Source organism: Arthrobacter sp. zg-Y20, from assembly GCF_030142075.1.
GTDB lineage: Bacteria > Actinomycetota > Actinomycetes > Actinomycetales > Micrococcaceae > Arthrobacter_B.
Window position 1 is genome coordinate 2,611,971 of sequence record NZ_CP126241.1, and the last position, 23,339, is coordinate 2,635,309.

Consider the following 23,339-nt stretch of genomic DNA (forward strand, 5'->3'; position numbering starts at 1 on the left):
TGCGGGGCATATTTTGTTTACTGCTGTTCCGGCTTCGCCCTGTTATTCCGGCTTTGCCTGCGCTGCAGCCTTCGCAGCGGCCGGCAGCGCCTCGTAGATCCGGTTCATCGCGGCGTCGTCGTGGGCGCCCGAGAGGAACCAGGCCTCGAACACGGACGGCGGCAGGTACACGCCGGCGTCGAGCATCGAGTGGAAGAACGGCCGGTAACGGAAGGCTTCCTGCGCCTGGGCCTGCTCGTAGTTGTGCACGCCGGTGGCGGAGGTGCCGAAGGCGACGCTGAACAGGCTGCCGGCCCGCTGGATGCTGTGGTCTACGCCGGCCTTTTCCAGCTCGGCGGACACTGCGGCGGAGAGCTCGGCGGAGCGGGCGTCCACGGTGGCGTAGACCTCTGCGGTGGCGGCCTTCAGCGTGGCCACGCCGGCTGCCATGGCGATCGGGTTACCCGAGAGGGTGCCGGCCTGGTAGACCGGGCCCAGCGGCGCCAGGTAATCCATGACGTCGGCACGGCCGCCCAGGGCGGCCACAGGCATGCCGCCGCCGATGACCTTGCCGAAGGTGAACAGGTCCGGTGTCCAGCGCTCCGTTGTGCCGGCGGCGCCGCCGGTCAGGCCCCAGTAGCCCGCCGGCCCCGTGCGGAAGCCGGTAAGGACCTCATCCAGGATCAGCAGGGCGCCGTTTGCGGCGGTGATCCGGGACAGGGCGGCGTTGAAGCCCTCGTCCGGGGTGACCACGCCCATGTTGGCGGGAGCGGCTTCGGTGATGACCGCGGCAATGTCCGTGCCGTGCTCGGCGAATGCCTTTTCGACGGCGGCAACGTCGTTGTACGGCAGCACCAGCGTTTCGGCGGCCGTGGCTTCGGTGACGCCGGCAGAGCCGGGCAGTGCCAGCGTGGCCAGGCCGGATCCGGCGGAGGCCAGCAGCCCGTCCAGGTGGCCGTGGTAGCAGCCGGCGAACTTGATAACCAGGTTCCGGCCGGTGTAGCCGCGGGCCAGCCGGATGGCGGTCATGGTGGCCTCGGTACCCGTGGAAACCATCCGCAGGCGCTTGACGGCCGGCACCCGGTCCATGACCAGCTGGGCCAGCTCGGCTTCGGCCGGAGTGGAGGCACCGAAGGACAGGCCCCGGTCCACCGCGGCGTGCACGGCGGCCAGCACATCCGGGTGGGAGTGGCCCACGAGGGCCGGACCCCACGAGCAGACCAGGTCCACGTACTCGCGGCCTTCGGAGTCCGTGATGTACGGGCCCTTGGCCGAAACCATGAACTTCGGCGTACCGCCCACGGAGCCGAACGCCCGGACCGGGGAGTTCACGCCGCCGGGCATCAGGGCCCGGGCACGGTCAAAGAGTGCTTCGTTGGACGAGGGTGCTACAGGTGAGGACATTACTTGCTTTCCTTCAGCCAGGCCGCCAGCTCGGTGGCCCAGTAGGTGAGAATCATGTTCGCGCCGGCCCGCTTGATGCCCAGCACGGACTCTTCGATGGCCCGGCGGCGGTCAATCCAGCCGTTGGCGGCGGCAGCTTCAATCATCGCGTACTCACCCGAAATCTGGTAAGCGCCCACCGGGACCGGCGACATGGCGGCGACGTCGGCCAGCACGTCCAAGTAGCTCATGGCCGGCTTCACCATCACCATGTCGGCACCTTCTTCAAGGTCCAGCTCCACCTCGAGGAGAGCTTCACGGCGGTTCGAGGCGTCCATCTGGTAGGTGCGGCGGTCGCCCTGCAGCTGGGAGTCCACGGCCTCACGGAACGGGCCGTAGAACGCCGAGGCGTACTTCGCAGCGTAGGCGAACAGGGACACATCCTGGTGCCCTGCCTCGTCCAGTGCCTGGCGGATGACGGCAATCTGGCCGTCCATCATGCCGGACGGGCCGAGCACGTGGGCACCGGCGCGGGCCTGCTCCACGGCCATCCGCCCGTAGATTTCCAGGGTGGTGTCATTGTCCACCACACCGTTTTCATCCAGCACGCCGCAGTGTCCGTGGTCGGTGAATTCGTCCAGGCATACATCGCTCATGATCACGAGCTCGTCGCCGACTTCCTCGCGCACGGCTGCGATGCCGCGGTTGAGGATGCCGTTGGGATCGGTGCCGGCGCTGCCGACGGCGTCACGCTCGGCCGGGATGCCGAAGAGCATGATGCCGCCCACGCCCAGCTCCACGGCTTCGGCGGCGGCCTTCTTCAGGGAATCCATGGTGTGCTGGACGACGCCGGGCATGGAGGTCAGCGGGTTGGGTTCAGTGATGCCCTCGCGGACGAAGGCGGGAAGGATCAGCTCGGCCGGATCCAGCCGGTATTCGGCAGTGAGGCGCCGCATGGCGGGGGTGGTGCGGAGCCGGCGGGGACGGTGCTGGGGGAAGCTCATAGAGGTAATCTGCCTTCCGGTAAAGAGAGGGAACTAGGTGGTAGGACCCGTAGACATAGCAACGGAGAGTGCCTGCGCTATTCCCGCCGGGGTCGGCTGCTTCGCCACAGCGTGCGGGCCGGCCCCCAGCTCACGCATCCGCGCGGCAGTGCTCTCGCCGATGGCCACCAGCAGTGTTCCGGACGGGAGAGGGGAACAGCGGCGTACAAAGCGGCGGGCGATGCTCGGGGAGGTCAGGACGACGGCGCGCTTCCCTGCCGGTGCGGACGCGGCGAACGCGTCGGGGTCCAGCAGGTCCGATCCCTCGGCGGCGGGGGTGAAGCGGACGCCGGGGGCCGGGTAGTCCACGGTGCAGTAAGCGGTCACCGCTCGCACGTCCCAGCCGAGCGAGGTCAGCGCCTCGTTCAGGGACGGGTCCGCGATGTCCGCCTGGGGCAGCAGCACCCGCAGGTCTCCGCCCTCCGGATCGGAGCCGGACGGGTCCGGCCAGGACGCCGCCAGGCCGCGGGCGGACTGGTCCGCTTCCGGCATGAAGTCGATGTCGAAGCCAATCTCCTCCAGTGCCTGCCGGGTGCCGGCGCCCACCGCCGCAATCCGGGTGTCCGCGGGAACGACGGCGGCCGGGCTGATGCCCAGCGCGGCGCAGCGCCGGGTGACGGCCCGGACGGTGGTGACGGACGTGAACACCACCCACGCGAACCGCCCGGCCCGCAACGAGTTCAGCGCCCGGTCCAGCGCGGCGGTGTCCACCGGGAACTGGAAGTCGATCAGCGGCATCAGGGCCACCTTTGCCCCGCAGTCCTGCAGCTCCCGGACCATGGCCGAAGCCCGGTCCGGGGTGCGGGGAAGGACAACATTCAGTCCGGCGAGGTCCGGGCCGTGGTGTTTGGCTGCCATGTCAGCAGGTCCGGATGCGTTGCATCAGCTGGCAGGCAGGTCGGTGAGCGAGGCAGCTCCCGCCGCCAGCAGCTCCTCGGCCACCTGCACGCCCAGCGCACGGGCAGCATCTTCGGTCAGCTCTCCGGCGACGGCCGTCCGGCGCAGCAGCCGGGTGCCGTCGTCGCTGCAGACCACGGCCTCCAGCGTGATGCTTTCGCCGGCCACGCGGGCCAGCGCTCCCACGGGGGCCGTGCAGCCCGCTTCCAGGCGGCCGAGCATGGCTCGTTCGGCGGCCACGGTAAGGCGGCTGTCGCGGTGGTCGTAGGCTTCGAGGGCCTTCGCCAGCGCCCCGCCGTCGGCGTCCTCGTCCCGGCATTCCACGGCGAGTGCGCCCTGCCCGGGAGCGGGCAGCATGACGGCGGGATCGATGAATTCGGAGACCATGTTCAACCGGCCCAAGCGGGCCAGGCCGGCCGCGGCCAGGACGACGGCGTCAAGGTCGCCGGGGGCGCCTTCCACCAGGCCGGCTACCCGTCCCAGACGGGTATCAACGTTTCCGCGGATATCCACAATCTCCAGGTCGGGGCGGGCTGCGCGCAGCTGGGCGGCGCGGCGCGGGGAGCCTGTGCCAACCTTCGACCCGGCCGGCAGTTCCACCAGCGTCAGGCCGTCACGGGCGCACAGGACATCGCGGACGTCCACGCGTTCGGGGATGGCAGCCAGGGCCAGTCCGGGGGCCGCGGCGGTCGGCAGGTCCTTCAGCGAGTGCACGGCAACGTCGCAGTCCCCGCGCAGCAGCGACTCGCGCAACGCGGCAACGAACACGCCGGTGCCGCCGATCTGGGACAGTGCCGCACGGTTGACGTCGCCTTCGGTGCGGACCCGCACCAGTTCGACTCCGAAACCGCCCAGCGCTGCCAGGGATTCGGCCACGGTGGTGGTCTGCGTGACCGCCAGCGCGCTGCCGCGGGTACCGATCAGGACGGGCGAATGTGCCACTACTGGATGCCCACGGTGGAGTCGGCGCCGGCAATCGTCGGCTTCTCGCCGCGCAGGTTGGCGCAGCAGCCGGGGCGGCAGACGTCGTACCAGGGACCGAGCTTGGTCATGGCGGGCCGCTCGGAGATGTTGTTCTCCACGGTACGTTCCTCCACGAGGTCCACGAGGCCCGACACAAAGGTGTCGTGGATGCCGGGGGTCGGTGTGCGGTCAGCGGCCAGGCCGAGTTCGCGGCAGGTGTCCATGGCCTCGGTGTCCAGGTCCCAGAGCACTTCCATGTGGTCGCTGACGAAACCGAGCGGAACAATGACAACTCCGTTGACGCCCTTGGCCGGAAGGTCGGCAATGGCGTCGTTGATGTCCGGTTCCAGCCAGGGAATGTGCGGGGCACCGGAGCGGGACTGGTAAACCAGCTGCCAGTCCATGCCGGCGGCTTCCGGAATCCGGTCGATGATGGCCCGGGCGTTGGCCAGGTGCTGGGCGACGTAGGCGCTGCCCTCTTCGAATTCGCGGTCGCGCGGGCCGGAAGCCTCGGCGTCCGCCGTCGGGATGGAGTGGGTGGAGAAAAGGATTTCGATTTTCCCGTCCGTGATGCCCCGGGAGTCAAGCTCCGCACGGACCTTGGCCACGGATTCACGCACGCCTTCCACAAACGGCTCCACGAAACCGGGGTGGTCGAAGTACTGGCGGACCTTGTCCACCTGCAGCTTCTTGTCCAGCCCGGTCTTGAGCAGGTTCATGCCCAGGTCCTCGCGGTACTGGCGGCAGCTGGAGTAGGAGGAGTACACGCTGGTGGTGACCATCAGCAAGCGGCGGTAGCCGGCGGCGTAGGCGTCCTTGAGTACGTCTTCAATGTAGGGATCCCAGTTGCGGTTGCCCCACAGGACCGGAAGCTCGACGCCGCGGCGGGCAAGTTCGCCCTCCAGCGCAGCCTTCAGGGCGCGGTTCTGTTCGTTGATGGGGCTGATGCCGCCGTTGGCCCGGTAGTGGGTGGCCACTTCCTCGAGCCGTTCGTCGGGGATGCCGCGGCCGCGGGTGACGTTGCGCAGGAAGGGAATGACGTCTTCCTGGCCTTCCGGGCCGCCGAAGGAGGCGAGCAGGATGGCGTCATAGTGCTTCGGGGCCATGCGGCCGTTTTCGTCCACGCCCTCCAGCGGGTTGAACTCGGCGGGCTCGTTGGAAACGGCGGATGTCATTTGAGTACCTCGGCAACTTCGGCGGCCGGAATACGCCGGCCGGTATAGAACGGGACTTCTTCACGGACGTGGTTGCGCGCCTCGGTGGAGCGCAGGTGGCGCATCATGTCGACCAGGTCAACCAGGTTGGGAGCTTCGAGGCCCAGGATCCATTCCCAGTCGCCCAGTGCAAAGGAAGCGACGGTGTTGGCCAGGACCTGGGGGAAGTCGCGGCCCAGCATGCCGTGGTCGCGCAGCATCTTGCCGCGTTCCTCGGCGGGCAGCTGGTACCACTCGTAGGAGCGTACAAACGGGTACACGCAGATCCAGGTCTCCGGATCGATGCCGCGGGCAAAAGACGGCCAGTGGTTCTTGGAGAACTCGGCGTCGCGGTGCACGCCCATGGCGGACCAGGCGATCTCGGTGCCGGCGAACAACTCGCTGCGCCGGACCTGGCGCAGCGCCGCCTGCAGTGCTTCCGGTGCACTGCCGTGCAGCCAGACCATCACATCGGCATCCACGCGCATGGCGGAAACGTCGTAGAGGCCGCGCAGCGTGACGTTGTTGGCACCCAGGCTCTCGGCAAGGGTTTCGAAGGCTTCAACGGCGCCGTCGGAAACGGGTGCTTTCGGGGTGGAGGACCGCTTGAAAACGGTCCATAGGGTAAAGAACTGTTCTTCGTTGCCGGCGGCTCCGGCGGCGCTCGTTTCCATCGTCTCACTCATGATTAACAGTCTGCCCTTTGCAAATGGGTAAGTCGAAACAATGCACTTCTACAGAGCGTAGAAAGTGCTGAACATCACACCCGCAGCAGTGCCTGCGACAGGCCTGCCATCCGGCTGCGGGTGTCGGCCGTAACGGCGGCCAGTCCGGTGCCGGCCAGCCAGGCGCCGACGGCCTCCAATCCGGGGACCTCGGCTACGGCGGCCCGGACCCCTGCCACCCGGTCCTTGTGTCCCACGGCTGCCGAGGGCAGGGCGCCGACCCAGCGGACCACGTCCCAGCCCACCACGTCGTCGGTTCCGATGGTCACCTGCAGCAGGGCCGAGGCGTCCGCCACGGCTTGGCGGAACAGGTCTTCGTCGGCACGATCCACCTGCGAGGGGCCGGCTGCGGCATCGTCCGCGGACAGTGCCCGGCCGTAGGACAGGCGCATCACGTGCGTGCCCGGACCGGTGGATTCGGCCAGCCACTGCCACTTGGCGGTGGCGTGGGTCAACGCCTTGGCGTCCACGCCCTGGACTTCGCGCGCCACCAGGACGCCGGTGCCGCGCGGCATGGCATCCAGTTCCGGCAGGTCCACCACAAGGGTCACCAGCGCGACGCCGGGACCCGGGGAGGGGCGGTAGGCCGACACTTCCGGCAGTGCCTGGGACATCAAGTCCACTGCGGCGGGGCCGTCGGAAGCCACAACCACGGCGTCGGCGTCGAGCTCCTGCGTCCCTGATCCGTCAGTGACGCGCACCCGCCAGCCGGCGTCACCGCGGACCAGCGCCTCGGCGCGGGTTCCGGTGAGCAGGCGCACACCTGTTTTTTCCAGGTCCCGGACCAGGGCGTCGGTGAGCGTGCCCATGCCGCCTCGGAGCCCGGCCACGGCCGAACCGGCGGGAGCGGCGGCGCGCAGGGCACCGGCTGCTGCGGCAAGGGAACCGTGGCGGGCCACGGCGGCACGCAGTCCCGGCGCCACCGAATCAACGTCCAGCGCATCCGGATCGGAGGAATAAACGCCGCCCACCACGGGGGCAACCAGCCGGCGGAGTACTGCCTCCCCCATGCGGGTGCGGACCAGTTCGCCCAGGCTCATTGACTCCCGCCGGTTCAGGGAGCCAACCGGCAAAACCTTGTCCAGGGCGGCACGGGCCGCACCCACGCGTCCCAGGGCGTGGACAATGTCCGGGTCCCGCGGATCGGCGGGGATGCCCAGGATGCCGCTGGCAGGCATCCGCTGCGCTCCCGAGGGGAGGTCCTCCGCGGGCAGCTGCAGCCAGGAACCGCCGGGATTGGGCAGGACCACGGCGTCCGCCAGGCCCAGTTCATTGATCAACTCCGGGACGGCGGTGGACCGGGTGGCGAAGGATTCGGCGCCGCTGTCCAGGCGGATGCCGGCTACTTCGTGCCCGCCGACGCAGCCGCCAAACCGGTCCGCTGCTTCGAGGACCGTGACGCTGATCCCGGCACCGGCCAGGTCACGCGCCGCGATCAGGCCCGAGATGCCGCCGCCTACGACAACGGCCGAGCGACCGGCGGTGCCGGGCCGGGCAGCGGCTTTGCCGGACTTGTCCGGTTTGGCAAGGAAACGGTTGGGCATGGTTACGGCTCCACCGAATGAATCAGTTCAACCACCCGCGTCAGTACGGCGGCATCGGTTTCCGGCGGCACGCCGTGGCCCAGGTTGACCACGTGCCCCGGGGCGGAGGCACCGGCGGCGAGGACGTCGCGCACGTGCGCTTCGAGGATGGGCCAGGGGGCGCTGAGCAGTGCCGGATCAATGTTGCCCTGCAGCGGCGTCGTGCCCCCGAGCCGGCGGTTGGCTTCGTCCAGCGGCAGCCGGTAGTCCACGCCTACCACGTCCACGCCGACGTCGCGCATGGCTACCAGCAGTTCCGAGGTGCCGGTACCGAAGTGCACCAGGGGTGCGCCGAGGCCGCGCACATGGTCCAGGGCGCGCGCCGAGGCGGGCGCCACATGTTTGACGTAGTCAGCCAGGCCCAGGGAACCGGCCCAGGAGTCGAAGAGCTGCCCGGCACTGGCACCGGCTTCAAGCTGCGCGCGCAGGAACATGCCCGAGGCGTCAGCCGCCCAGTTGGTCAGCGCCTGCCATGCATCAGGGTCGGCGTGCATCATGGTGCGCGGGCCCAAGTGGTCCCGTGAGGGCTTGCCTTCCACCATGTAGGCGGCAAGGGTGAACGGGGCACCGGCGAATCCGATCAGCGGCTTGCTGCCCAGTTCCGCGACGGTCAGCCGAACCGCTTCGCGGATGGGTTCCAGCGCCTCTTCGGTCAGCTTCGGCAGGGCGGCGACGTCGGCCGCAGTGCGCACGGGCGACCCGAGGACGGGTCCGACGCCGGGGACAATGTCCACGTCCACGCCGGCCAGCTTCAGCGGAATCACAATGTCGGAGAAGAAAATGCCGGCATCCACGTCGTGGCGGCGAACCGGCTGCAGGGTGATCTCCGCTGCCAGCTCCGGCCGCAGGCAGGATTCCAGCATGCCGATCCCCTGCCGGGCCTGCAGGTATTCAGGCAGGGACCGTCCGGCCTGACGCATGAACCATACCGGGCGGCGGCTCGGCTTGCCGCCGCGGTAGGCAGTGATCAGGGGGGAATCGGCCGTGCGGCCATCCTGCAGGGGATGAGTGGCGCTAAGAGTCATACCTTGATTCTCTCCAAAATCCGGGCCAATCGATAACCGGCACCTCCGAAGGACCGCCGGTGTCCCTTCTCACACCCTTAAAGCCCGGTTTCGGACCGGGCCGGTTAAGGGATCCTGCCGGGGGTGGCTACTATTGACCTACTGTGGTTCTACTTTCCCTCATTGCTACGCACACCGACGTAGACCTGGAAACTGTCGCCCGCCTTAGCGCCGGCGCATCCGAGGTCCCGTCTTCGCTGGTCGATTCCGGAACCGCCGTTACCGGCTCCGTTGTCCTCGCTACCTGCAACAGGTTGGAGGTGTATTGCGAGGCACCCTCGGAAGCCGACGTTGAAGCAGCCCGCTCCGCCGTCGTTGCGGAAATCAGCCGGCAGTCCGGCATGAGCGAGGACAAGGTGTCCCGCTCCTTCGCCACCAACACCGGCGAATCCGTGGCCCAGCACCTTTTCGCCGTAGGCGCCGGACTGGACTCTGCCGTGGTCGGGGAACGCGAAATCGCCGGACAGGTGCGCCGGGCCCTCATCGAGGCGCAGGAAAAAGGCACCGTTTCCGGCGGCCTGAGCAGGCTGTTCCAGACCGCTTCCCGCACCGCCAAGGACGTTGGCGCACTAACCGCCCTCGGCAAACGGGGGCTTTCCATTGTTTCCGTTGCCCTGGGCCTGGCCACGGACCTCTCCGAGGACACCGACTGGTCACGGAAGTCTGTGGTGGTCTTCGGCACCGGAGCCTACGCCGGAGCCACCATGGCCCTGCTCAAAGAGCGCGGCTGCACCGACATCAGCGTCTACTCCTCCTCCAACCGGGCCGAGTCCTTCGCAGCATCCCGCGGCGGCCGGCCGCTGACCCGCAAGTCGCTGCCCGCAGCGCTGGCGGGCGCCGACGTAGTCATCGGCTGCAGCGGCAGCGACAGCCAGGTCAGCGCCGAGGACGTACGCAAGGTCCGGGAAGCGGCAGGCAAGCCGCTGATCATCATCGACCTGGCCCTCACGCATGACTTCGATCCCGAGGTCCGCGAGATCGACGGCGTCGAACTCATCACCTTGGAGTCCGTCCGCCTGGCTGCTCCCGCGGAGCAGGTCGAGTCCCTCAAGCAGGCCTCCGCCATTGTGGCCGACGCCGCGCAGAACTTCTCCAAGCAGCAGCTCAGCCGTGAAATGGACTCGGCCATTGTGGCCCTGCGCCGGCATACCCTGGACGTACTGGATTCGGAGCTTGAAAAGGTCCGCGCCCAGCACGGCTGCACCGGTGCTGCCGAGGAAGTGGAGTTCGCCATGCGCCGCATGGTCAAGCAGCTGCTCCATGTCCCCACGGTCCGGGCACGGGAGCTGGCTGCCAGCGGCCAGCAGGAGGACTACATCCGGGGCCTCGAAGCCCTGTACGGCATCACTGTGGGCCGCGCCGACGCCGGGACCGGCAAGGCCGACCCCAAGGCTGCAGAGCCTGAGGCCGCCGGCGGCGACGACACCGTGGAGCCCAAGTCCGCCTAGCACCATTCCGGCAGATGCCGGCTGCGCCTCAGTAGACCGGTTTTTCCGGCTCCACCCTGCGCACCCATTCCAGGATCCCGCCGCTGACGTTGTAGACCTCCGGGTAGCCCTCGCTGCGCAGGTAGGCGGCCACCTCCGCGGACCGTCCGCCGGACTTGCAGTGGATGTACAGCGGCCGCCCGTGCTCAGGCCGGATCTCCCCCGCCAGCACCGAGGCCCGCGGCGCCAGCCGGGCGCCGTCGATGCGTACAATCTCGTACTCCCCCGGTTCGCGCACGTCCAGCAGCTCGAAGTCCCGGAGCCCGGCGTTCCGCTCCGCCAGCAGCTCATGCAGCTCCGCCACATCCACCTCGGCGGCAGGGTCCGCCGGCTCCGGCGGCGCGATCCCGCAGAACGCCTGGTAATCGCCCAGCTCAGTGACCGGCGTTGCCGCCGGGTCCCGGCGCACCTTCAGCTCCCGCCAGCTCATGTCCAGGGCGTCGAAAACCAGGACCCGGCCCAGCAGGGTGCGGCCGGTGCCGGTGATCAGTTTGATGGCCTCGTTGGCCATGACCGACCCGATCTGCGCGCAGAGCACTCCCAGCACTCCCCCTTCCGCGCAGGAGGGTACCGAACCGGGCGGCGGAGCCTGCGGGAAGAGGTCCCGGTAGGTGGGACCGTGCGCGCCCCAGAACACGCTGACCTGCCCGTCGAAGCGCAGGATGGAGCCCCATACATAGGGCTTGCCCAGGATCTCGGCGGCGTCATTGACCAGGTAGCGGGTGGCGAAGTTGTCCGTACCGTCCACCACCAGGTCATAGCCGGCGAAAATGTCCAGCGCGTTGGAATTATCCAGGTGCTCCCGGTGCAGGATGACGCGCACCAGCGGGTTCAGCTCGGCAATGGCTGCCGCGGCGGATTCTGCCTTGGGCGTTCCGACGTCGGATACCCCGTGGATCACCTGGCGCTGCAGATTGGAAACGTCCACGACGTCGTCGTCCACGATGCCCAGGGTCCCCACGCCCGCGGCGGCCAGGTACAGCAGCACCGGCGAGCCCAGCCCGCCGGCCCCGACCACGAGCACCTTCGCGTTCTTCAGCCGCCGCTGCGCGGTTGCCCCGAACCCGGGGATGATCAGGTGCCGGGAGTAGCGTTCGGTTTCTTCCCGGGTCAGTTCCCCGCCCGGCGCCGCCAGGGCCGGCAGCCGGCCCGCGGAGTGGGGCGTGCTTGCTATGGTCATGAAGTCCAATCTAAGCCACGGGTATGGCCGTTGGCCCTGTCGCCGCCAAGACCCGTGGGTAAACTAATGGTCATTGTCCGTGCAGCTTCAGTGCTCCGGAACTGTTGAGAGGTCCACCAGTGAGTAACCAAGCAGCCGGCAAACCGGTCCGACTCCCCAGGGAGGAACGCCGCCGGCAGCTGCTGAACGCAGCCCAGGAGGTGTTCGTCAGCAACGGCTTCCATGGTGCCGCCATGGACGAGATCGCCGAAGCGGCGCATGTGAGCAAACCCGTGCTGTACCAGCACTTTCCCGGCAAGCGCGAGCTGTACATGGCTCTGCTGGACAACCATTTGAACACCCTGACCGAGTTCCTGGACACCGCCTTGAAATCCACGACGGACAACAAGCTGCGCGTCCGGGAAACCATGCGTGCCTATTTCCGCTTCGTGGCCCAGGACAGCCAGGGGCACCGGATGGTTTTCGAGTCCGACCTGACCTCGGACGCAGAGGTCAGCGCCCGGATCGAGGAATTCAATGCGCGCTTCGCCAGCAGCATTGCCGGGGTGATTGCCGAAGACACCAAGCTTTCGCAGGTGGAGGCCACCTTGCTCGGGCGTGCCCTGGCCGGCATGGCGCAGGTGAGCGCCAGGTACTGGCTGGAAACCGACGGCGACTTGGACATCGATGCCGCGTCCGAGCTGGTTTACCGTTTAGCTTGGCGCGGAATCAGCCGGTTCCCCAAAGAGATCTAGAGTAGATTTCGAATTAGTTCTTAATCGTTAACAGGAGGCACCACGGTGGAAGTAAAAATCGGCATTCAGAACGTAGCCCGCGAAATTGTCTTCGAGTCCGGCCAGAGCGCCGATGAGGTTGCCGACGCCGTGGAGCAGTCCCTGGCCAGCGGCGCACTGCTGCGGCTCAAGGACGTCAAGGGCCGGCTCATCGTCGTTCCCGGCGCCTCCATCGGCTACGTGGAAATCGGTGCCGAGGAAGTACGCCGCGTCGGTTTCGGCGCCCTCTAACCCGCGTCCCCATGCTGAGCCTGATCCTCGTTACGCTGGTGGCCCTGGCCGCGGGCTTCGCTGTATGGGCTGCCGACCGGCACCGCGACCGGTACGGTGCCCTCCTGCTCCCCGGCATCTCCGTAGTTGCGTCCCTGCTGACGTGGCTGGGGCTGCAGGCTGCCGGCGCGGCGTCTTTCGAAGCTGACTGGTTGGGTTGGGCCGTTCCGGCGGCCGTAGCCGTCCTGGCTCCCATGGTTGCCGCCGTTCCCATCGGCCGCAGCCGCGGGGCTGCGGATGCATCGGAGACCGAACGCATCCTGCGGCTCTGACGCACGGTAGAACGCTTCAGCAAAACTTCAGCGGGAGGCGGCGCGATGCGCCGCCTCCCGCTGTGCTTGGTTCTCCGGGTTTTTTGGGTTGCGCCTCAGGCGGTCAGGCCGAGCAGGCTCATGCGCTTTGAGTGGTTGCGGGTCAGCTGGGCGGTAAGGCGCTTGATCTCGGCGTCGAGGCCTTCCTGTCCCCCGCCGTCGACCAGCCCGGCCAGGAAGGCCCGCTCGATCGCCACGCGCTGTGCCTGGGTGAGTGCTTCGCCCACCAGGCGCCGCCCCCACAACGCCAGCCTCGAGGCCAGCCGGGGGTCATCCGCCAGCGCTTCCCGCAGCCGGGACAGGAGGATTTCGCCGGGCTGCTCGGTGGCCTTCAGGCCTTGGATCAGGCTGTTGGTCTCGGCGTCCAGGCGCGAGGCGACGGCGGCGTAGAAATCGTCGGAGATGGCGTCGGTAACGTAGAACTTCATCAGCGACTCGTACCAGTCGGCGGGCCTGGTCCGGTCGTGGAAGGCATCCACGGAGGGCTGGAAAGGCCGCATGGCTGCTTCCGGGTCCACTCCCATGGCGCTCAGCCGCTCGCAGATCAGTTCGAAGTGTGCGTACTCGTGGACGGCCAGGCGTCCCAGCGTTGCCCTGTCATGCAGGGTGGGCGAGAACCGGGCGTCGGAGGACATGCGCTCAAAGGCCGAAAGCTGCCCGTAGGCGATGGCCCCGAACAGATCGGTCAGGAAGCGCTGATAGGTCTCGCCGGCGGCTGCCGGGCCGGAGGCAACCTCCGGCAGGTCCGAATGGTGCCCGTTAGTCATACCCGCCAGCGTACCTTCCTGCAGGTATCCCGGGCGCAGCGGCGGCACCTGCACCGGCGCGGCATGCGCTGACGACCAGGGGGTGTGGGTAGACTGGGAGTGTAGTTATTGGATGCCCGGTCGTTTTTGAATCTTGACCAGACCCGCAAACCCTACGCGATCTTGAATTTTCGGCCGCCGCCGTAGCCAACGGAGCACTAGGCGGCCCGCAGTTGTTAGCCCGCGATCGGCTTCCGCTGGACGCACCGCGTGCGTGCCATCCGCTCCGGGATGGGCTGTATCTATCAGCCACTCGTCGAGCCTGGTGCCCCGCGCTGCCTAAACTGAACGGTATTTAATTGAACACTGAACTTTCCCAGGCTGACGATCGTCACCTCACAGCTGATGACAGCACCGAAGAACTGAAGGTTGCCGACACTCTGGCCACCAAGGCCGAGGCGGCGGAAATTCCCGAACTGACCTTCGCCGACTTCGGCGTCCGCGCGGACATTGTGGAGTCCCTCGCGGATGCCGGCATCACCCACCCCTTCCCCATCCAGTCCATGACGCTGCCGGTTGCCCTCGGCGGCCACGACATCATCGGCCAGGCCAAAACCGGTACCGGCAAGACCCTCGGCTTCGGCATCCCGGCGCTGCAGCGCGTGGTGGCCCCCGGAGACGAGGGCTACGCAGACCTCGCCGTTCCCGGCGCTCCGCAGGCCCTGATTGTGGTTCCCACCCGCGAACTCGCGGTCCAGGTGGCCGGAGACCTGACCACTGCGGCCCGCCGCCGCGGCGCCCGCGTGGTCACCATCTACGGCGGCCGCGCCTACGAACCGCAGATCGAGGCCCTGGCAGCCGGCGTCGAAATCGTGGTCGGCACTCCCGGCCGCCTGATCGACCTCTACAACAAGAAGCAGCTCTCCTTGAAGAACGTGCGCATTGTTGTCCTGGACGAGGCCGACGAAATGCTGGACCTCGGCTTCCTGCCGGACGTGGAGACCCTGATGGCCGCCACCCCCGCAGTGCGCCAGACCCTGCTCTTCTCCGCCACCATGCCCGGCGCCGTCGTCTCCATGGCCCGCCGCTACATGACCAAGCCCACCCACATCCGCGCCGCTGATCCGGATGACGAAGGCCTGACGAAGAAGGACATCCGCCAGGTGGTCTACCGGGCCCACAACCTGGACAAGAGCGAAGTGGTGTCCCGCATCCTGCAGGCCCGCGGCCGCGGCCGGACCATCATCTTCACCAAGACCAAGCGCACCGCCGCCAAGCTTTCCGAAGAGCTCGTGGACCGCGGCTTCGCCGTGGCCGCCATGCACGGCGACCTGGGCCAGGGTGCCCGCGAGCAGGCCATGCGCGCCTTCCGCAACGAAAAGGTGGACGTGCTGGTGGCCACCGACGTCGCCGCCCGCGGCATCGACGTCGACGACGTGACCCACGTGATCAACTACCAGTGCCCCGAAGACGAGAAGACCTATCTGCACCGCGTGGGCCGCACCGGCCGCGCCGGCAACAAGGGCACGGCCGTCACGTTCGTGGACTGGGACGATGTCCCGCGCTGGGGCCTGATTAACAAGGCCCTGGGCATGGACCAGGCGGAGCCGGTGGAAACCTACTCTTCCTCGCCTCACCTGTACACGGACCTGGACATTCCCGAAGGCACCAAGGGACGCCTGCCGCGCAACAAGCGCACCCACGCCGGCATCGATGCCGAGAAGATCGAGGACCTGGGCGAAACCGGCAAGTCCGGCGGGCGGGGCAACTCCCGCGAGGGTGGCCGCAGCGGATCCGACCGCAACGGTTCCGGACGCAGCGGTTCCGGTTCAGGGCGCAGCTCTGACCGTGCACGCAGCGGCGGCCAGCGCGAAGGATCCCAGCGCGAAGGATCTCGGCGCGGCGAGTCACGCTCCGGCGAGTCACGCAGCACCGAGTCCCGCACCACCGACCGCGCCGCCGAGACGCGCACGGCCGAAGCACGCACCGCAGCACCGGCTGCCGAAGGCACCGCCGCGGACCGTCCGCGCCGCAGCCGGACGCGCCGCCGCAACGGCGAGGTAGTCGGCAACTCCAGCCCGGCCGCTGAATAGCCGAGCCGCAGCACGGCTATGAGCATCCCTTTGTGGACCCCGGACGGCGGGTCGCTGGTGGTTCACGCGGATAACGCGGAATTCCTGCCGACCCTGCCGGACGGCTCCTTCACGATGATTTACGTGGACCCGCCCTTCAACACGGGGCGGGCCCAGCGCCGGCAGCAGACCACCATGGTCCGCAGCATTGACGGCAGCGGGGACCGGGTCGGGTTCAAGGGCCGCAGCTACAGCACGGTCAAAGGGCTGCTTTCCAGCTACGACGACGCTTTCGAGGACTATTGGGCGTTCCTGGAACCCCGGCTGGCCCAGGCGTGGCGGCTGCTGGCCGACGACGGCACGCTCTACGTGCACCTGGACTACCGCGAAGTGCACTACGCGAAGGTCATGCTGGACGCCTTGTTTGGCCGGGACTGCTTCCTCAACGAAATCATCTGGGCCTACGACTACGGCGGACGGGCGAAGAACCGCTGGCCGGCGAAGCACGACAACATCCTGGTCTACGTCAAGAACCCGGATAAGTACCATTTCGACAATGCCGAAGTGGACCGGGAACCGTACATGGCCCCGGGGCTGGTGACACCGGAAAAGGTGGCACTGGGCAAACTGCCCACCGACGTCTGGTGGCACACCATTGTGTCCCCCACCGGCCGGGAAAAAACCGGCTATCCCACACAGAAACCGGAGGGCCTGCTGCGCCGCGCAGTAGCGGCCAGCAGCCGCGAAGGCGACTGGGTGCTGGACTTCTTTGCAGGGTCGGGCACCCTGGGCGCGGTGGCGGCCAAGCTGGGCCGCAGGTTCGTCTGCGTGGATGCCAACCCGCAGGCCATCGAGGTCATGGCCCGGCGCCTGGGCACCGCGGCCACGGTGGTTTCCGCCGAAACGGGCGAACCGCTGCCGGCCGCAGGGAACTAGCGCTTCCGCCGCCCGGGCCGTCAGCCGGGCAGATCCCCGACCAGGGCGCTGCCGGTTCCGAGTCCGGCGATCTGTGCCAGGACCGCGGGGTCGGTGGTGTTCTCCGCCAGCCGGTTCGGTTTGCCCGTGCCGTGGTAATCGCTGGATCCGGTGACGAGCAGGTTGTGGTCCTTCGCCAGCCGGCGCAGCCAGTCCCGGCCGGCCTCCGGATTGTCCCGGTGGTTGACCTCCACCCCCAGCAGGCCGGCGTCGATCATCTCGTGAAACGTTCCCTCCCCCACCACCCGGCCGCGGGAGGAAGCCACGGGATGCGCGAACACCGGCACACCGCCGGCCTGCCGCACCAGTTCCACGGCGCGCGCTGGATCCGGGGCGTAGTGCGCCACGAAGTACGGGGACCGGGCAGTCAGGATGCCGCTGAACGCCGCCGAGCGGTTGGGCACCACGCCGGCTGCCACCAGTGCGTCGGCAATGTGCGGACGCCCGATGGTCGCTCCCGGCGCCACCTGCTCCTGCACCGCATCCCAGTCGATGGGGAAATCCTCCGCCAGGCGCTTCACCATCAATTCGGCCCGGGACACCCGGGCCGCCCGTGAGCGGGCAATTTCCTCCAGCAGGCCTGGGTGGGCCGGATCATGCAGGTAGGACAGCACATGGACGCTGATTCCCTCGCTGCTGCGGCAGGACACCTCCATGCCCGGCACCATGGTGATCCCCAGCTTCCGGGCCGCCGCCGCCGCCGGCTCCCAGCCCGCCGTCGTGTCATGGTCGGTCAGCGCAATGGCGTCCAGTCCCTCCCGCGCGGCCGCGGCCAGCACATCGGCCGGAGGTTCGGTGCCGTCGGACACGCTGGAGTGGGTGTGCAGGTCGATTCTCACGCTTACAATCTACGCCCTGCGCGCCTGGCTTCCGTCCGGCGGACGGGGCACGTACGTGCGGGGTGTTTTGCCGCCCCGCGGGGCGGTGAGACCATGGAAGGGTGACTACAGACGCTAACGCCTTCCCCGAGAAGACAATGACAGAGAACACCCTGCCCGAGCCCTCCGAAGGCCAGCCGCTGGAGGACCGGGTCAACAACCGTTCCCAGCGGCCCTCCTCGGAGGCCTTCAAGAAGTTCATGTCCTCCGGCTGGGCCCCCGAATCCGGCGCCCTTCCCGAGCGCGACGCCGTCGCCGGGTTCGCAGCCCGCCGCCGCCGTGCGCTGTCCGAACGTTTCCCGGGCGAACGCCTGGTGATTCCGGCCGGCCCGCTGAAGGTCCGCTCCAATGACACGGACTACCGTTTCCGCGCGCACTCCGGCTTCGCGCACATGACCGGCCTGGGGCTGGACCGCGAGCCCGACGCCGTCCTGGTGATGGAACCGGTGGAAACCGGCACGGGCGACGACGGCGGCAACCACACTGCCGTCCTGTACTTCCGTCCGCTGGCCGGCACTGACAGTGACGAGTTCTACTCGAACGCCCGCTACGGTTCCTTCTGGATCGGGGACCGCCTTGGTCTTGAAGCGGTCAGCACCATGCTGGACCTGCCTACCCGGCACCTGGACGAGGCTGAAACCGCTATCACCCGCAACGTGGGCGACCCGCAGTTCGGCGGCATCTCCGTCCGCCTGCTGCGCGGCGTGGACGAAATGGTGGACGCGCTGGTGGACACCGTCCGCTACAACACCGCCCTGGACCCGGAGAACGCCGACCTCAGCGCCCTGGACGCACTGGACGGCGAGCTCACCGAGGCCCTCTCCGAACTGCGCCTGGTCAAGGACGAGTGGGAAATCGAGCAGATGAAGGCCGCCGTGGCGGCCACAGTCAACGGCTTCACCGAAGTGGTCAAGGCACTGCCCCGGGCCATCTCGCATCCGCGCGGGGAACGCGTGGTTGAAGGCGCCTTCTTTGCCCGCGCACGCGAAGAGGGTAACGACCTCGGGTATGACACCATTGCCGCGGCCGGCAACAACGCCACGGTCCTGCACTGGATCCGCAACAACGGCGCCGTAAACGCCGGTGACATGCTGCTGCTCGACGGCGGCGTGGAAGCCGATAGCTTGTACACCGCCGATGTCACCCGCACCCTGCCGGTCAACGGCACGTACAGCGAGGTCCAGCGCAAGGTCTACCAGGCCGTTCTGGACGCCGCCGACGCCGGTTTCGCCGCCGCCAAGCCCGGCGCCAAGTTCCGCGACGTGCACGCTGCCTCCGTGAAGGTGCTTGCCGAGCGCCTGGATGCCTGGCGGCTGCTGCCCGTGCCGCTGGAGGAAGCACTGTCCCCCGAAGGCCAGCAGCACCGCCGGTGGATGCCGCACGGCGTTAGCCACCACCTGGGCATGGACGTTCACGACTGCGCGCAGGCCCGCGCCGAGCTCTACCTGGACGGCACCATCACCGAGGGCATGGTCTTCACCATTGAACCGGGCCTCTACTTCAAGGACACCGACCTTTCGGTTCCGGAGGAGTACCGCGGCATCGGCGTGCGGATCGAAGACGACATCCTCATCACCGCTGACGGTCCCGTGAACCTCAGTGACGCCCTGCCGCGCAACCCCGACGACGTCGAGGACTGGATGGCCGGCATCTACGCCGCCGAGTAGTTCATCCCGGAATAGTTTCGCCAACAGATAAGGCCCGCATCCGAAAGGATGCGGGCCTTATCTGTTGGCGGTGAGGTTACTGGCGCGGCTGGCCGCTGTCGCCGTTGCCCGGCTGCAGGGCGTGGCTGCCGGCCGGATCCGGAGCCGTTCCGGGGTTCTCCTGCCCGTTTGACCTTTGGCCGTTTGAAACCGGCCCGTTCGGGCGGCGAACGCCGTACTGCGGACGGCCGTCCGGAAGGTCGGGGAACTGGCCGCGCCGGGTGCTTCCACTGACCGGTTCCTGTTCACCCGCCGGCGCCTGGCCCGGCCTGTTCGGATCCGCCGGGGCGGAGTCTGAGGCAGGGCGCCCGTACGGGTTGGTCCAGCCGGAGGGGCGTTCCGGTGCCTGTCCGGTACCGCTTGCCGGCGGCCCGAACGGCGGCACGCCGGGCTGCTGCTGGTTGCGGGGTGCCTGCGGGTGGCCGGCCTGGCCCACCATGGGCAGCTGGTGCAGCAGGCGCCGGGCGTCGTTGGCCGCCTCCGGCGCCACAATCACGTCGTAGCTGGTGGCAATGACCTGGCTGGTGGACGTGAAGTCACGCCTTCCGCGCTGCAGGGCATAGGCCAACACCCCAAAGAGAAGCCAGAAGACGGCGCCCAGGGCCATGGAGGGAATCAGGGAGATGGCGGCGGCGCTGCCGCCGAAGAGCATCAGGGCCAGGCCAACAAACAGGCCGAACCAAGCGCCGGTGGCGGCGCTGGACAGGGCCACGCGCGGATAGCTCAGGCGGCCGGTGACGCGCTCCACGGATTTGAGCTCGTTTCCCACAATTGAAACCAGCTGCACCGGGAACTTGCTGTCCGCCAGGTAGTCAACCGCCTTTTGCGCGTCCAGGTAGGCCGTGTAGCGTCCCACCGTTTCGCCCTTGGGCAAGCTGCGGGCCGCTTCACGCGGAGGTGTGGCACCAAATAGGTTCGACATTGCTCCATTCTCGCGCATTCCGGCGCGGGACGGGGGAGGTATCGCTTGCAGTGAACGGGGCGCCGTCGTCGTACCTCTTAATACGCCGTTAGCTCCGGCTACAAAGTAGCCTTATATGGTGAGCACAAATCCTACCCGCGTCTTTATCGCGCGCCTGCTTGGCCTTGACGTTTTCGACCCCCTCGGAGACAGGCTCGGCCGGCTGCGCGATGCGGTCGTGCTCGACCGGGGTCCCGGCCGCCCGCCGCAGGCCGTGGGCATTGTGGTGGAAGTGCCGGGCAAAAAGCGTGTGTTCGTGCCCCTGACCCGCATTACCTCCATGGACCCCGGACAGATCATCTGCACCGGCCTGGTCAACCTCCGCCGCTTCGAGCAGCGCGGCGCGGAGATGCTGGTGGTCGGCGAGCTCTTCGACCGCCGCGTGGAACTGCGCGACGGCAGCGGAGAAGCCACCATCGAGGACATCGCCATTGAGCAGAACCGGGCCGGCGACTGGCACGTTTCCAACCTCTTTGTCCGCCGCGGCGGACAGGAATCGCGCCTGCGGCCCCTGCGCCGCCGCGGCGAGCAGATGATTGTGGACTGGAAGGACATCATCCACTGGGATACCTCCGGTCCGCAGGCTGCCACCTCCTTCGTCGCGCAGAACGATGACCTCAAGGCTGCCGACTTCGCCGACGCCCTGCATGAAATGAGCGGCAAGCGCCGCATCGAGGTCGCGAGCGAGCTCCAGGACGAACGCCTGGCGGACGTCCTGCAGGAACTGCCCGACGACGACCAGGTCCAGATCCTGCAATCCCTGGACGTGGAGCGCGCGGCGGATGTGCTCGAGGAGATGGACCCCGACGACGCCGCGGACCTGCTCAACGAGCTGCCCGAGGAGCAGAAGGAAGAGCTCCTGCAGCTGATGGAGCCCGAGGACGCCCGCGACGTGCGCCGGCTGCTGAACTATGAAGAGGACACAGCAGGCTCGCTGATGACTCCGGTCCCGGTCATCCTGCCGCCGGAGGCAACGGTGGCGGAAGCACTGGCGCACGTGCGCAGGGAGGAACTCACCCCTGCCCTCGCCTCCTCCATCTACGTTTGCCGGCCGCCGCTGGAAACGCCCACCGGCAAGTATCTGGGCGTTGTGCATATCCAGGCACTGCTGCGGTCGGCGCCGCCGGAGGCCCTGGGCAACATCCTGGACACGGACCTGGAACCGGTCCGGGACTACGCGAGCATCAGCGAGGTTTCGCGCATGCTGGCCACTTACAACTTGAACTCTCTGCCGGTCATCAATGACACCGGGCGCCTGGTCGGGGCGGTGACGGTGGACGACGTGCTCGACCACCTGCTGCCGGACGACTGGCGTGTTTCCGATGAGACCGGCCCGATAACGCAGCAGGGAAGGACAAATGGCTGAAAAGATCAAGTCGACAACCCGCGGCCTCGACACTCCCCGCACTGCACGCACCCGGTGGCTGCCGCGGCTGTCCCCGAACCCCGACGCGTTCGGCCATGCCACGGAGAACTTCGCCCGGTTTATGGGTACCCCGCAGTTCCTGGTCTACATGACGGTCTTTTGCCTGGTGTGGCTGGCCTGGAACACCTGGGGTCCGGAAGCTGCCCGCTTCGACAGCGCCGCGCTGGGCTTTACCGTGCTGACCCTGATGCTGTCCCTGCAGGCCTCCTACGCCGCACCGCTGCTGCTGCTGGCGCAGAACCGGCAGGATGACCGCGACCGTGTTTCGGTGCGCCAGGACCGGGAACGCGCCGAGCGCAACCTGATGGACACCGAGTACCTCACCCGGGAAATCGCGGAGCTTCGCATTGCACTGCGCGAGGTGGCCACCCGTGACTACGTCCGCTCCGAGATCCGCGGGCTGCTGGAAGAACTGCTGGAGGCCAATGACGACGACGGCGGAACCAACCGCCGCCGGCGCCGGTCCCCGGAGACGGCCGATGCCATGCCCAAACTGAATCCCGGCGGAAGGGAACACTAGCCCGTGCCCGTATCCGAACCGGCTTCCAACCTGGAAGCGCAGGTGCTCCGTGCCCTGGATACCGTCCAGGACCCGGAACTGCGCCGGCCCATCACCGAACTAGGCATGCTCAAGGGCGTCACAGTGGACCCGTCGGGCGCGGTCCGCGTCGAAGTGCTGTTGACCATCGCCGGCTGCCCGCTGCGCGGCACGATCACCACCGACGTCGAAAATGCGCTGGCGGCCGTGCCCGGTGTCAGCAGCGTGGCCGTCGGCCTGGACGTGATGACCCCTGAGCAGCGCAATGCGCTGAAGGACCGGCTGCGCGGAGGGGATCCGGTGCGGACCATTCCGTTCAACCGTCCCGGTTCGCTGACCCGCGTCTACGCCGTGGCCAGCGGCAAGGGCGGTGTCGGGAAGTCCAGCGTCACCGTGAACCTCGCCGCAGCCATGGCGGCCACCGGGCTGCGGGTGGGGATTGTCGACGCCGACGTGCACGGCTTCTCCGTGCCCGGCCTGCTGGGCATTACCCGTCCGCCCACCCGCGTGGATGAAATGATCCTCCCCCCGGTGGCCTACGGCATCAAGACCATTTCCATCGGTATGTTCGTCGAAGGCAACCAGCCCGTGGCCTGGCGCGGGCCCATGCTGCACCGGGCGCTGGAGCAGTTCCTTACCGACGTGTACTTCGGTGACCTGGACGTGCTTTTCCTCGATCTTCCGCCGGGCACCGGCGACATTGCAATCTCCGTTGGCCAGCTGCTCCCGGACTCTGAGATCCTGCTGGTGACCACACCGCAGAGTGCCGCCGCCGACGTAGCCGAGCGTGCCGGCAGCGTGGCGAAGCAGACCGGGCAGAAGGTTGCCGGAGTGATTGAAAATATGTCCTGGCTGGCCCTGCCGGGCGGGGAACGCCTTGAGGTCTTCGGCTCCGGTGGGGGCGCCGCCGTCTCCGGACGGCTCACAGGCACCCTCGGCTACCCGGTACCGCTGCTGGGAAGCATCCCGCTCGACGTCGCCCTGCGGGAAGGCGGCGACGGCGGACGCCCGGTGGCCCTGGACGGGCTGGAAAGCCTGGCCGGTGATGACGCTGCGGCAGGCGGAACTGCTGCCGGCACCGCTGCGGCGGAACTGCGCCGGATTGCGCGGAACCTGGCGCACCGGCCGCGCGGACTGGCCGGACGGAACCTCGGGGTCAGCCCCGCGTAGGGGCGATCGCCGCAGG

General features: G+C 68.1%; 22 protein-coding genes. 10 read left to right on the plus strand and 12 right to left on the minus strand.

Translation table 11 applies throughout. The features are described from left to right. Nucleotides 1-42: 42 nt before the first annotated feature. The 8 genes from hemL to hemE all read right to left on the minus strand — a co-directional run bounded on the left by hemL (nucleotide 43) and on the right by hemE (nucleotide 8,791). Nucleotides 43-1,383 (minus strand): glutamate-1-semialdehyde 2,1-aminomutase, encoded by a 1,341-nt coding sequence (gene hemL, locus QNO06_RS12455; protein ID WP_227913639.1) that lies wholly within the window; start codon nucleotides 1,381-1,383, stop codon nucleotides 43-45. Beyond that, nucleotides 1,383-2,366: a porphobilinogen synthase gene (gene hemB, locus QNO06_RS12460; protein ID WP_227913638.1), complete on the minus strand. Its 984-nt coding sequence runs from the start codon at nucleotides 2,364-2,366 to the stop codon at nucleotides 1,383-1,385. The genes hemL and hemB overlap by 1 nt, the downstream gene beginning before the upstream one ends. A gap of 33 nt (nucleotides 2,367-2,399) precedes the next feature. Then, nucleotides 2,400-3,263 (minus strand): uroporphyrinogen-III synthase, encoded by an 864-nt coding sequence (locus QNO06_RS12465; RefSeq protein WP_227913637.1) that lies wholly within the window; start codon nucleotides 3,261-3,263, stop codon nucleotides 2,400-2,402. A 24-nt stretch (nucleotides 3,264-3,287) separates the two neighbouring features. Continuing rightward, entirely contained in the window at nucleotides 3,288-4,244 is a 957-nt protein-coding gene (hemC, locus tag QNO06_RS12470; protein WP_227913635.1) for a hydroxymethylbilane synthase, read from the minus strand. Then, on the minus strand, nucleotides 4,244-5,440 hold the full coding sequence (locus QNO06_RS12475) for a ferrochelatase (protein WP_442860180.1): 1,197 nt from the start codon (nucleotides 5,438-5,440) through the stop codon (nucleotides 4,244-4,246). The genes hemC and QNO06_RS12475 overlap by 1 nt, the downstream gene beginning before the upstream one ends. Beyond that, nucleotides 5,437-6,144, minus strand: a complete 708-nt coding sequence (hemQ, locus tag QNO06_RS12480) for a hydrogen peroxide-dependent heme synthase (RefSeq protein WP_227913634.1) — start codon at nucleotides 6,142-6,144, stop codon at nucleotides 5,437-5,439. The genes QNO06_RS12475 and hemQ overlap by 4 nt, the downstream gene beginning before the upstream one ends. Before the next feature lie 74 nt (nucleotides 6,145-6,218). Further along, the gene (gene hemG, locus QNO06_RS12485) at nucleotides 6,219-7,727 is read right to left on the minus strand and encodes a protoporphyrinogen oxidase (RefSeq protein ID WP_227913632.1); all 1,509 of its coding nucleotides are present in this window, start codon (nucleotides 7,725-7,727) and stop codon (nucleotides 6,219-6,221) included. Nucleotides 7,728-7,729: 2 nt separating this feature from the next. Next, nucleotides 7,730-8,791: a uroporphyrinogen decarboxylase gene (hemE, locus tag QNO06_RS12490; protein ID WP_227913631.1), complete on the minus strand. Its 1,062-nt coding sequence runs from the start codon at nucleotides 8,789-8,791 to the stop codon at nucleotides 7,730-7,732. Nucleotides 8,792-8,934: 143 nt separating this feature from the next. Here hemE and QNO06_RS12495 point away from each other — a divergent pair, with 143 nt between their 5' ends. Next, entirely contained in the window at nucleotides 8,935-10,278 is a 1,344-nt protein-coding gene (locus tag QNO06_RS12495; RefSeq protein ID WP_284015077.1) for a glutamyl-tRNA reductase, read from the plus strand. A gap of 28 nt (nucleotides 10,279-10,306) precedes the next feature. Here the strand turns inward: QNO06_RS12495 and moeB are convergent, their stop codons facing one another. Next, nucleotides 10,307-11,497, minus strand: coding sequence for a molybdopterin-synthase adenylyltransferase MoeB (moeB, locus tag QNO06_RS12500; RefSeq protein ID WP_227913630.1), 1,191 nt, complete (start codon nucleotides 11,495-11,497; stop codon nucleotides 10,307-10,309). Between the two features lie 119 nt (nucleotides 11,498-11,616). On the opposite strand from moeB, the gene QNO06_RS12505 reads away from it, so the two are divergent. Genes QNO06_RS12505 through QNO06_RS12515 form a run of 3 tightly spaced genes read left to right on the plus strand, consistent with a single transcriptional unit; the run spans nucleotide 11,617 to nucleotide 12,812 of the window. After that, nucleotides 11,617-12,231, plus strand: coding sequence for a TetR/AcrR family transcriptional regulator (locus QNO06_RS12505; RefSeq protein ID WP_227913629.1), 615 nt, complete (start codon nucleotides 11,617-11,619; stop codon nucleotides 12,229-12,231). 45 nt (nucleotides 12,232-12,276) lie between these two features. Further along, nucleotides 12,277-12,501, plus strand: a complete 225-nt coding sequence (locus QNO06_RS12510) for a DUF3107 domain-containing protein (RefSeq protein ID WP_227903616.1) — start codon at nucleotides 12,277-12,279, stop codon at nucleotides 12,499-12,501. Nucleotides 12,502-12,512: 11 nt separating this feature from the next. Then, nucleotides 12,513-12,812, plus strand: a complete 300-nt coding sequence (locus QNO06_RS12515) for a hypothetical protein (RefSeq protein WP_227913628.1) — start codon at nucleotides 12,513-12,515, stop codon at nucleotides 12,810-12,812. A gap of 95 nt (nucleotides 12,813-12,907) precedes the next feature. On the opposite strand, the gene QNO06_RS12520 is transcribed toward QNO06_RS12515, so the two are convergent. Beyond that, a complete protein-coding gene (locus QNO06_RS12520) occupies nucleotides 12,908-13,618 on the minus strand; it encodes a ferritin-like fold-containing protein (RefSeq protein ID WP_227913627.1) in 711 nt (236 codons plus the stop codon). Between the two features lie 338 nt (nucleotides 13,619-13,956). Here QNO06_RS12520 and QNO06_RS12525 point away from each other — a divergent pair, with 338 nt between their 5' ends. Both QNO06_RS12525 and QNO06_RS12530 read left to right on the plus strand, forming a co-directional pair. Beyond that, a complete protein-coding gene (locus QNO06_RS12525; RefSeq protein WP_227913626.1) occupies nucleotides 13,957-15,690 on the plus strand; it encodes a DEAD/DEAH box helicase in 1,734 nt (577 codons plus the stop codon). A gap of 18 nt (nucleotides 15,691-15,708) precedes the next feature. Further along, nucleotides 15,709-16,605 (plus strand): DNA-methyltransferase, encoded by an 897-nt coding sequence (locus tag QNO06_RS12530; protein ID WP_227913625.1) that lies wholly within the window; start codon nucleotides 15,709-15,711, stop codon nucleotides 16,603-16,605. 20 nt (nucleotides 16,606-16,625) lie between these two features. Here the strand turns inward: QNO06_RS12530 and QNO06_RS12535 are convergent, their stop codons facing one another. After that, nucleotides 16,626-17,483, minus strand: a complete 858-nt coding sequence (locus QNO06_RS12535) for a PHP domain-containing protein (RefSeq protein ID WP_227913624.1) — start codon at nucleotides 17,481-17,483, stop codon at nucleotides 16,626-16,628. A gap of 137 nt (nucleotides 17,484-17,620) precedes the next feature. On the opposite strand from QNO06_RS12535, the gene QNO06_RS12540 reads away from it, so the two are divergent. Then, entirely contained in the window at nucleotides 17,621-19,189 is a 1,569-nt protein-coding gene (locus tag QNO06_RS12540) for an aminopeptidase P family protein (RefSeq protein ID WP_227913876.1), read from the plus strand. Between the two features lie 76 nt (nucleotides 19,190-19,265). Here QNO06_RS12540 and QNO06_RS12545 read toward each other — a convergent pair whose 3' ends face one another. Then, nucleotides 19,266-20,150 (minus strand): general stress protein, encoded by an 885-nt coding sequence (locus tag QNO06_RS12545; protein WP_227913623.1) that lies wholly within the window; start codon nucleotides 20,148-20,150, stop codon nucleotides 19,266-19,268. Between the two features lie 118 nt (nucleotides 20,151-20,268). Between QNO06_RS12545 and QNO06_RS12550 the strand changes: the two genes are divergently transcribed. Genes QNO06_RS12550 through QNO06_RS12560 form a run of 3 tightly spaced genes read left to right on the plus strand, consistent with a single transcriptional unit; the run spans nucleotide 20,269 to nucleotide 23,323 of the window. Continuing rightward, entirely contained in the window at nucleotides 20,269-21,555 is a 1,287-nt protein-coding gene (locus QNO06_RS12550) for a magnesium transporter (RefSeq protein WP_227913622.1), read from the plus strand. Then, nucleotides 21,548-22,135 (plus strand): DUF1003 domain-containing protein, encoded by a 588-nt coding sequence (locus tag QNO06_RS12555; protein ID WP_227913621.1) that lies wholly within the window; start codon nucleotides 21,548-21,550, stop codon nucleotides 22,133-22,135. The genes QNO06_RS12550 and QNO06_RS12555 overlap by 8 nt, the downstream gene beginning before the upstream one ends. A gap of 3 nt (nucleotides 22,136-22,138) precedes the next feature. After that, nucleotides 22,139-23,323, plus strand: coding sequence for an Mrp/NBP35 family ATP-binding protein (locus tag QNO06_RS12560; RefSeq protein WP_227913620.1), 1,185 nt, complete (start codon nucleotides 22,139-22,141; stop codon nucleotides 23,321-23,323). Nucleotides 23,324-23,339: the final 16 nt, after the last annotated feature.

Bases quoted from the DNA above. Each gene is read 5' to 3' on its own strand.
- hemL (WP_227913639.1), bottom strand. From the start codon at position 1,383: ATGTCCTCACCTGTAGCACCCTCGTCCAACGAAGCACTCTTTGACCGT.
- hemB (WP_227913638.1), bottom strand. From the start codon at position 2,366: ATGAGCTTCCCCCAGCACCGTCCCCGCCGGCTCCGCACCACCCCCGCC.
- QNO06_RS12465 (WP_227913637.1), bottom strand. From the start codon at position 3,263: ATGGCAGCCAAACACCACGGCCCGGACCTCGCCGGACTGAATGTTGTC.
- QNO06_RS12475 (WP_442860180.1), bottom strand. From the start codon at position 5,440: ATGACATCCGCCGTTTCCAACGAGCCCGCCGAGTTCAACCCGCTGGAG.
- hemQ (WP_227913634.1), bottom strand. From the start codon at position 6,144: ATGAGTGAGACGATGGAAACGAGCGCCGCCGGAGCCGCCGGCAACGAA.
- hemG (WP_227913632.1), bottom strand. From the start codon at position 7,727: ATGCCCAACCGTTTCCTTGCCAAACCGGACAAGTCCGGCAAAGCCGCT.
- hemE (WP_227913631.1), bottom strand. From the start codon at position 8,791: ATGACTCTTAGCGCCACTCATCCCCTGCAGGATGGCCGCACGGCCGAT.
- moeB (WP_227913630.1), bottom strand. From the start codon at position 11,497: ATGACCATAGCAAGCACGCCCCACTCCGCGGGCCGGCTGCCGGCCCTG.
- QNO06_RS12515 (WP_227913628.1), top strand. From the start codon at position 12,513: ATGCTGAGCCTGATCCTCGTTACGCTGGTGGCCCTGGCCGCGGGCTTC.
- QNO06_RS12520 (WP_227913627.1), bottom strand. From the start codon at position 13,618: ATGACTAACGGGCACCATTCGGACCTGCCGGAGGTTGCCTCCGGCCCG.
- QNO06_RS12530 (WP_227913625.1), top strand. From the start codon at position 15,709: ATGAGCATCCCTTTGTGGACCCCGGACGGCGGGTCGCTGGTGGTTCAC.
- QNO06_RS12540 (WP_227913876.1), top strand. From the start codon at position 17,621: ATGACAGAGAACACCCTGCCCGAGCCCTCCGAAGGCCAGCCGCTGGAG.
- QNO06_RS12545 (WP_227913623.1), bottom strand. From the start codon at position 20,150: ATGTCGAACCTATTTGGTGCCACACCTCCGCGTGAAGCGGCCCGCAGC.
- QNO06_RS12555 (WP_227913621.1), top strand. From the start codon at position 21,548: ATGGCTGAAAAGATCAAGTCGACAACCCGCGGCCTCGACACTCCCCGC.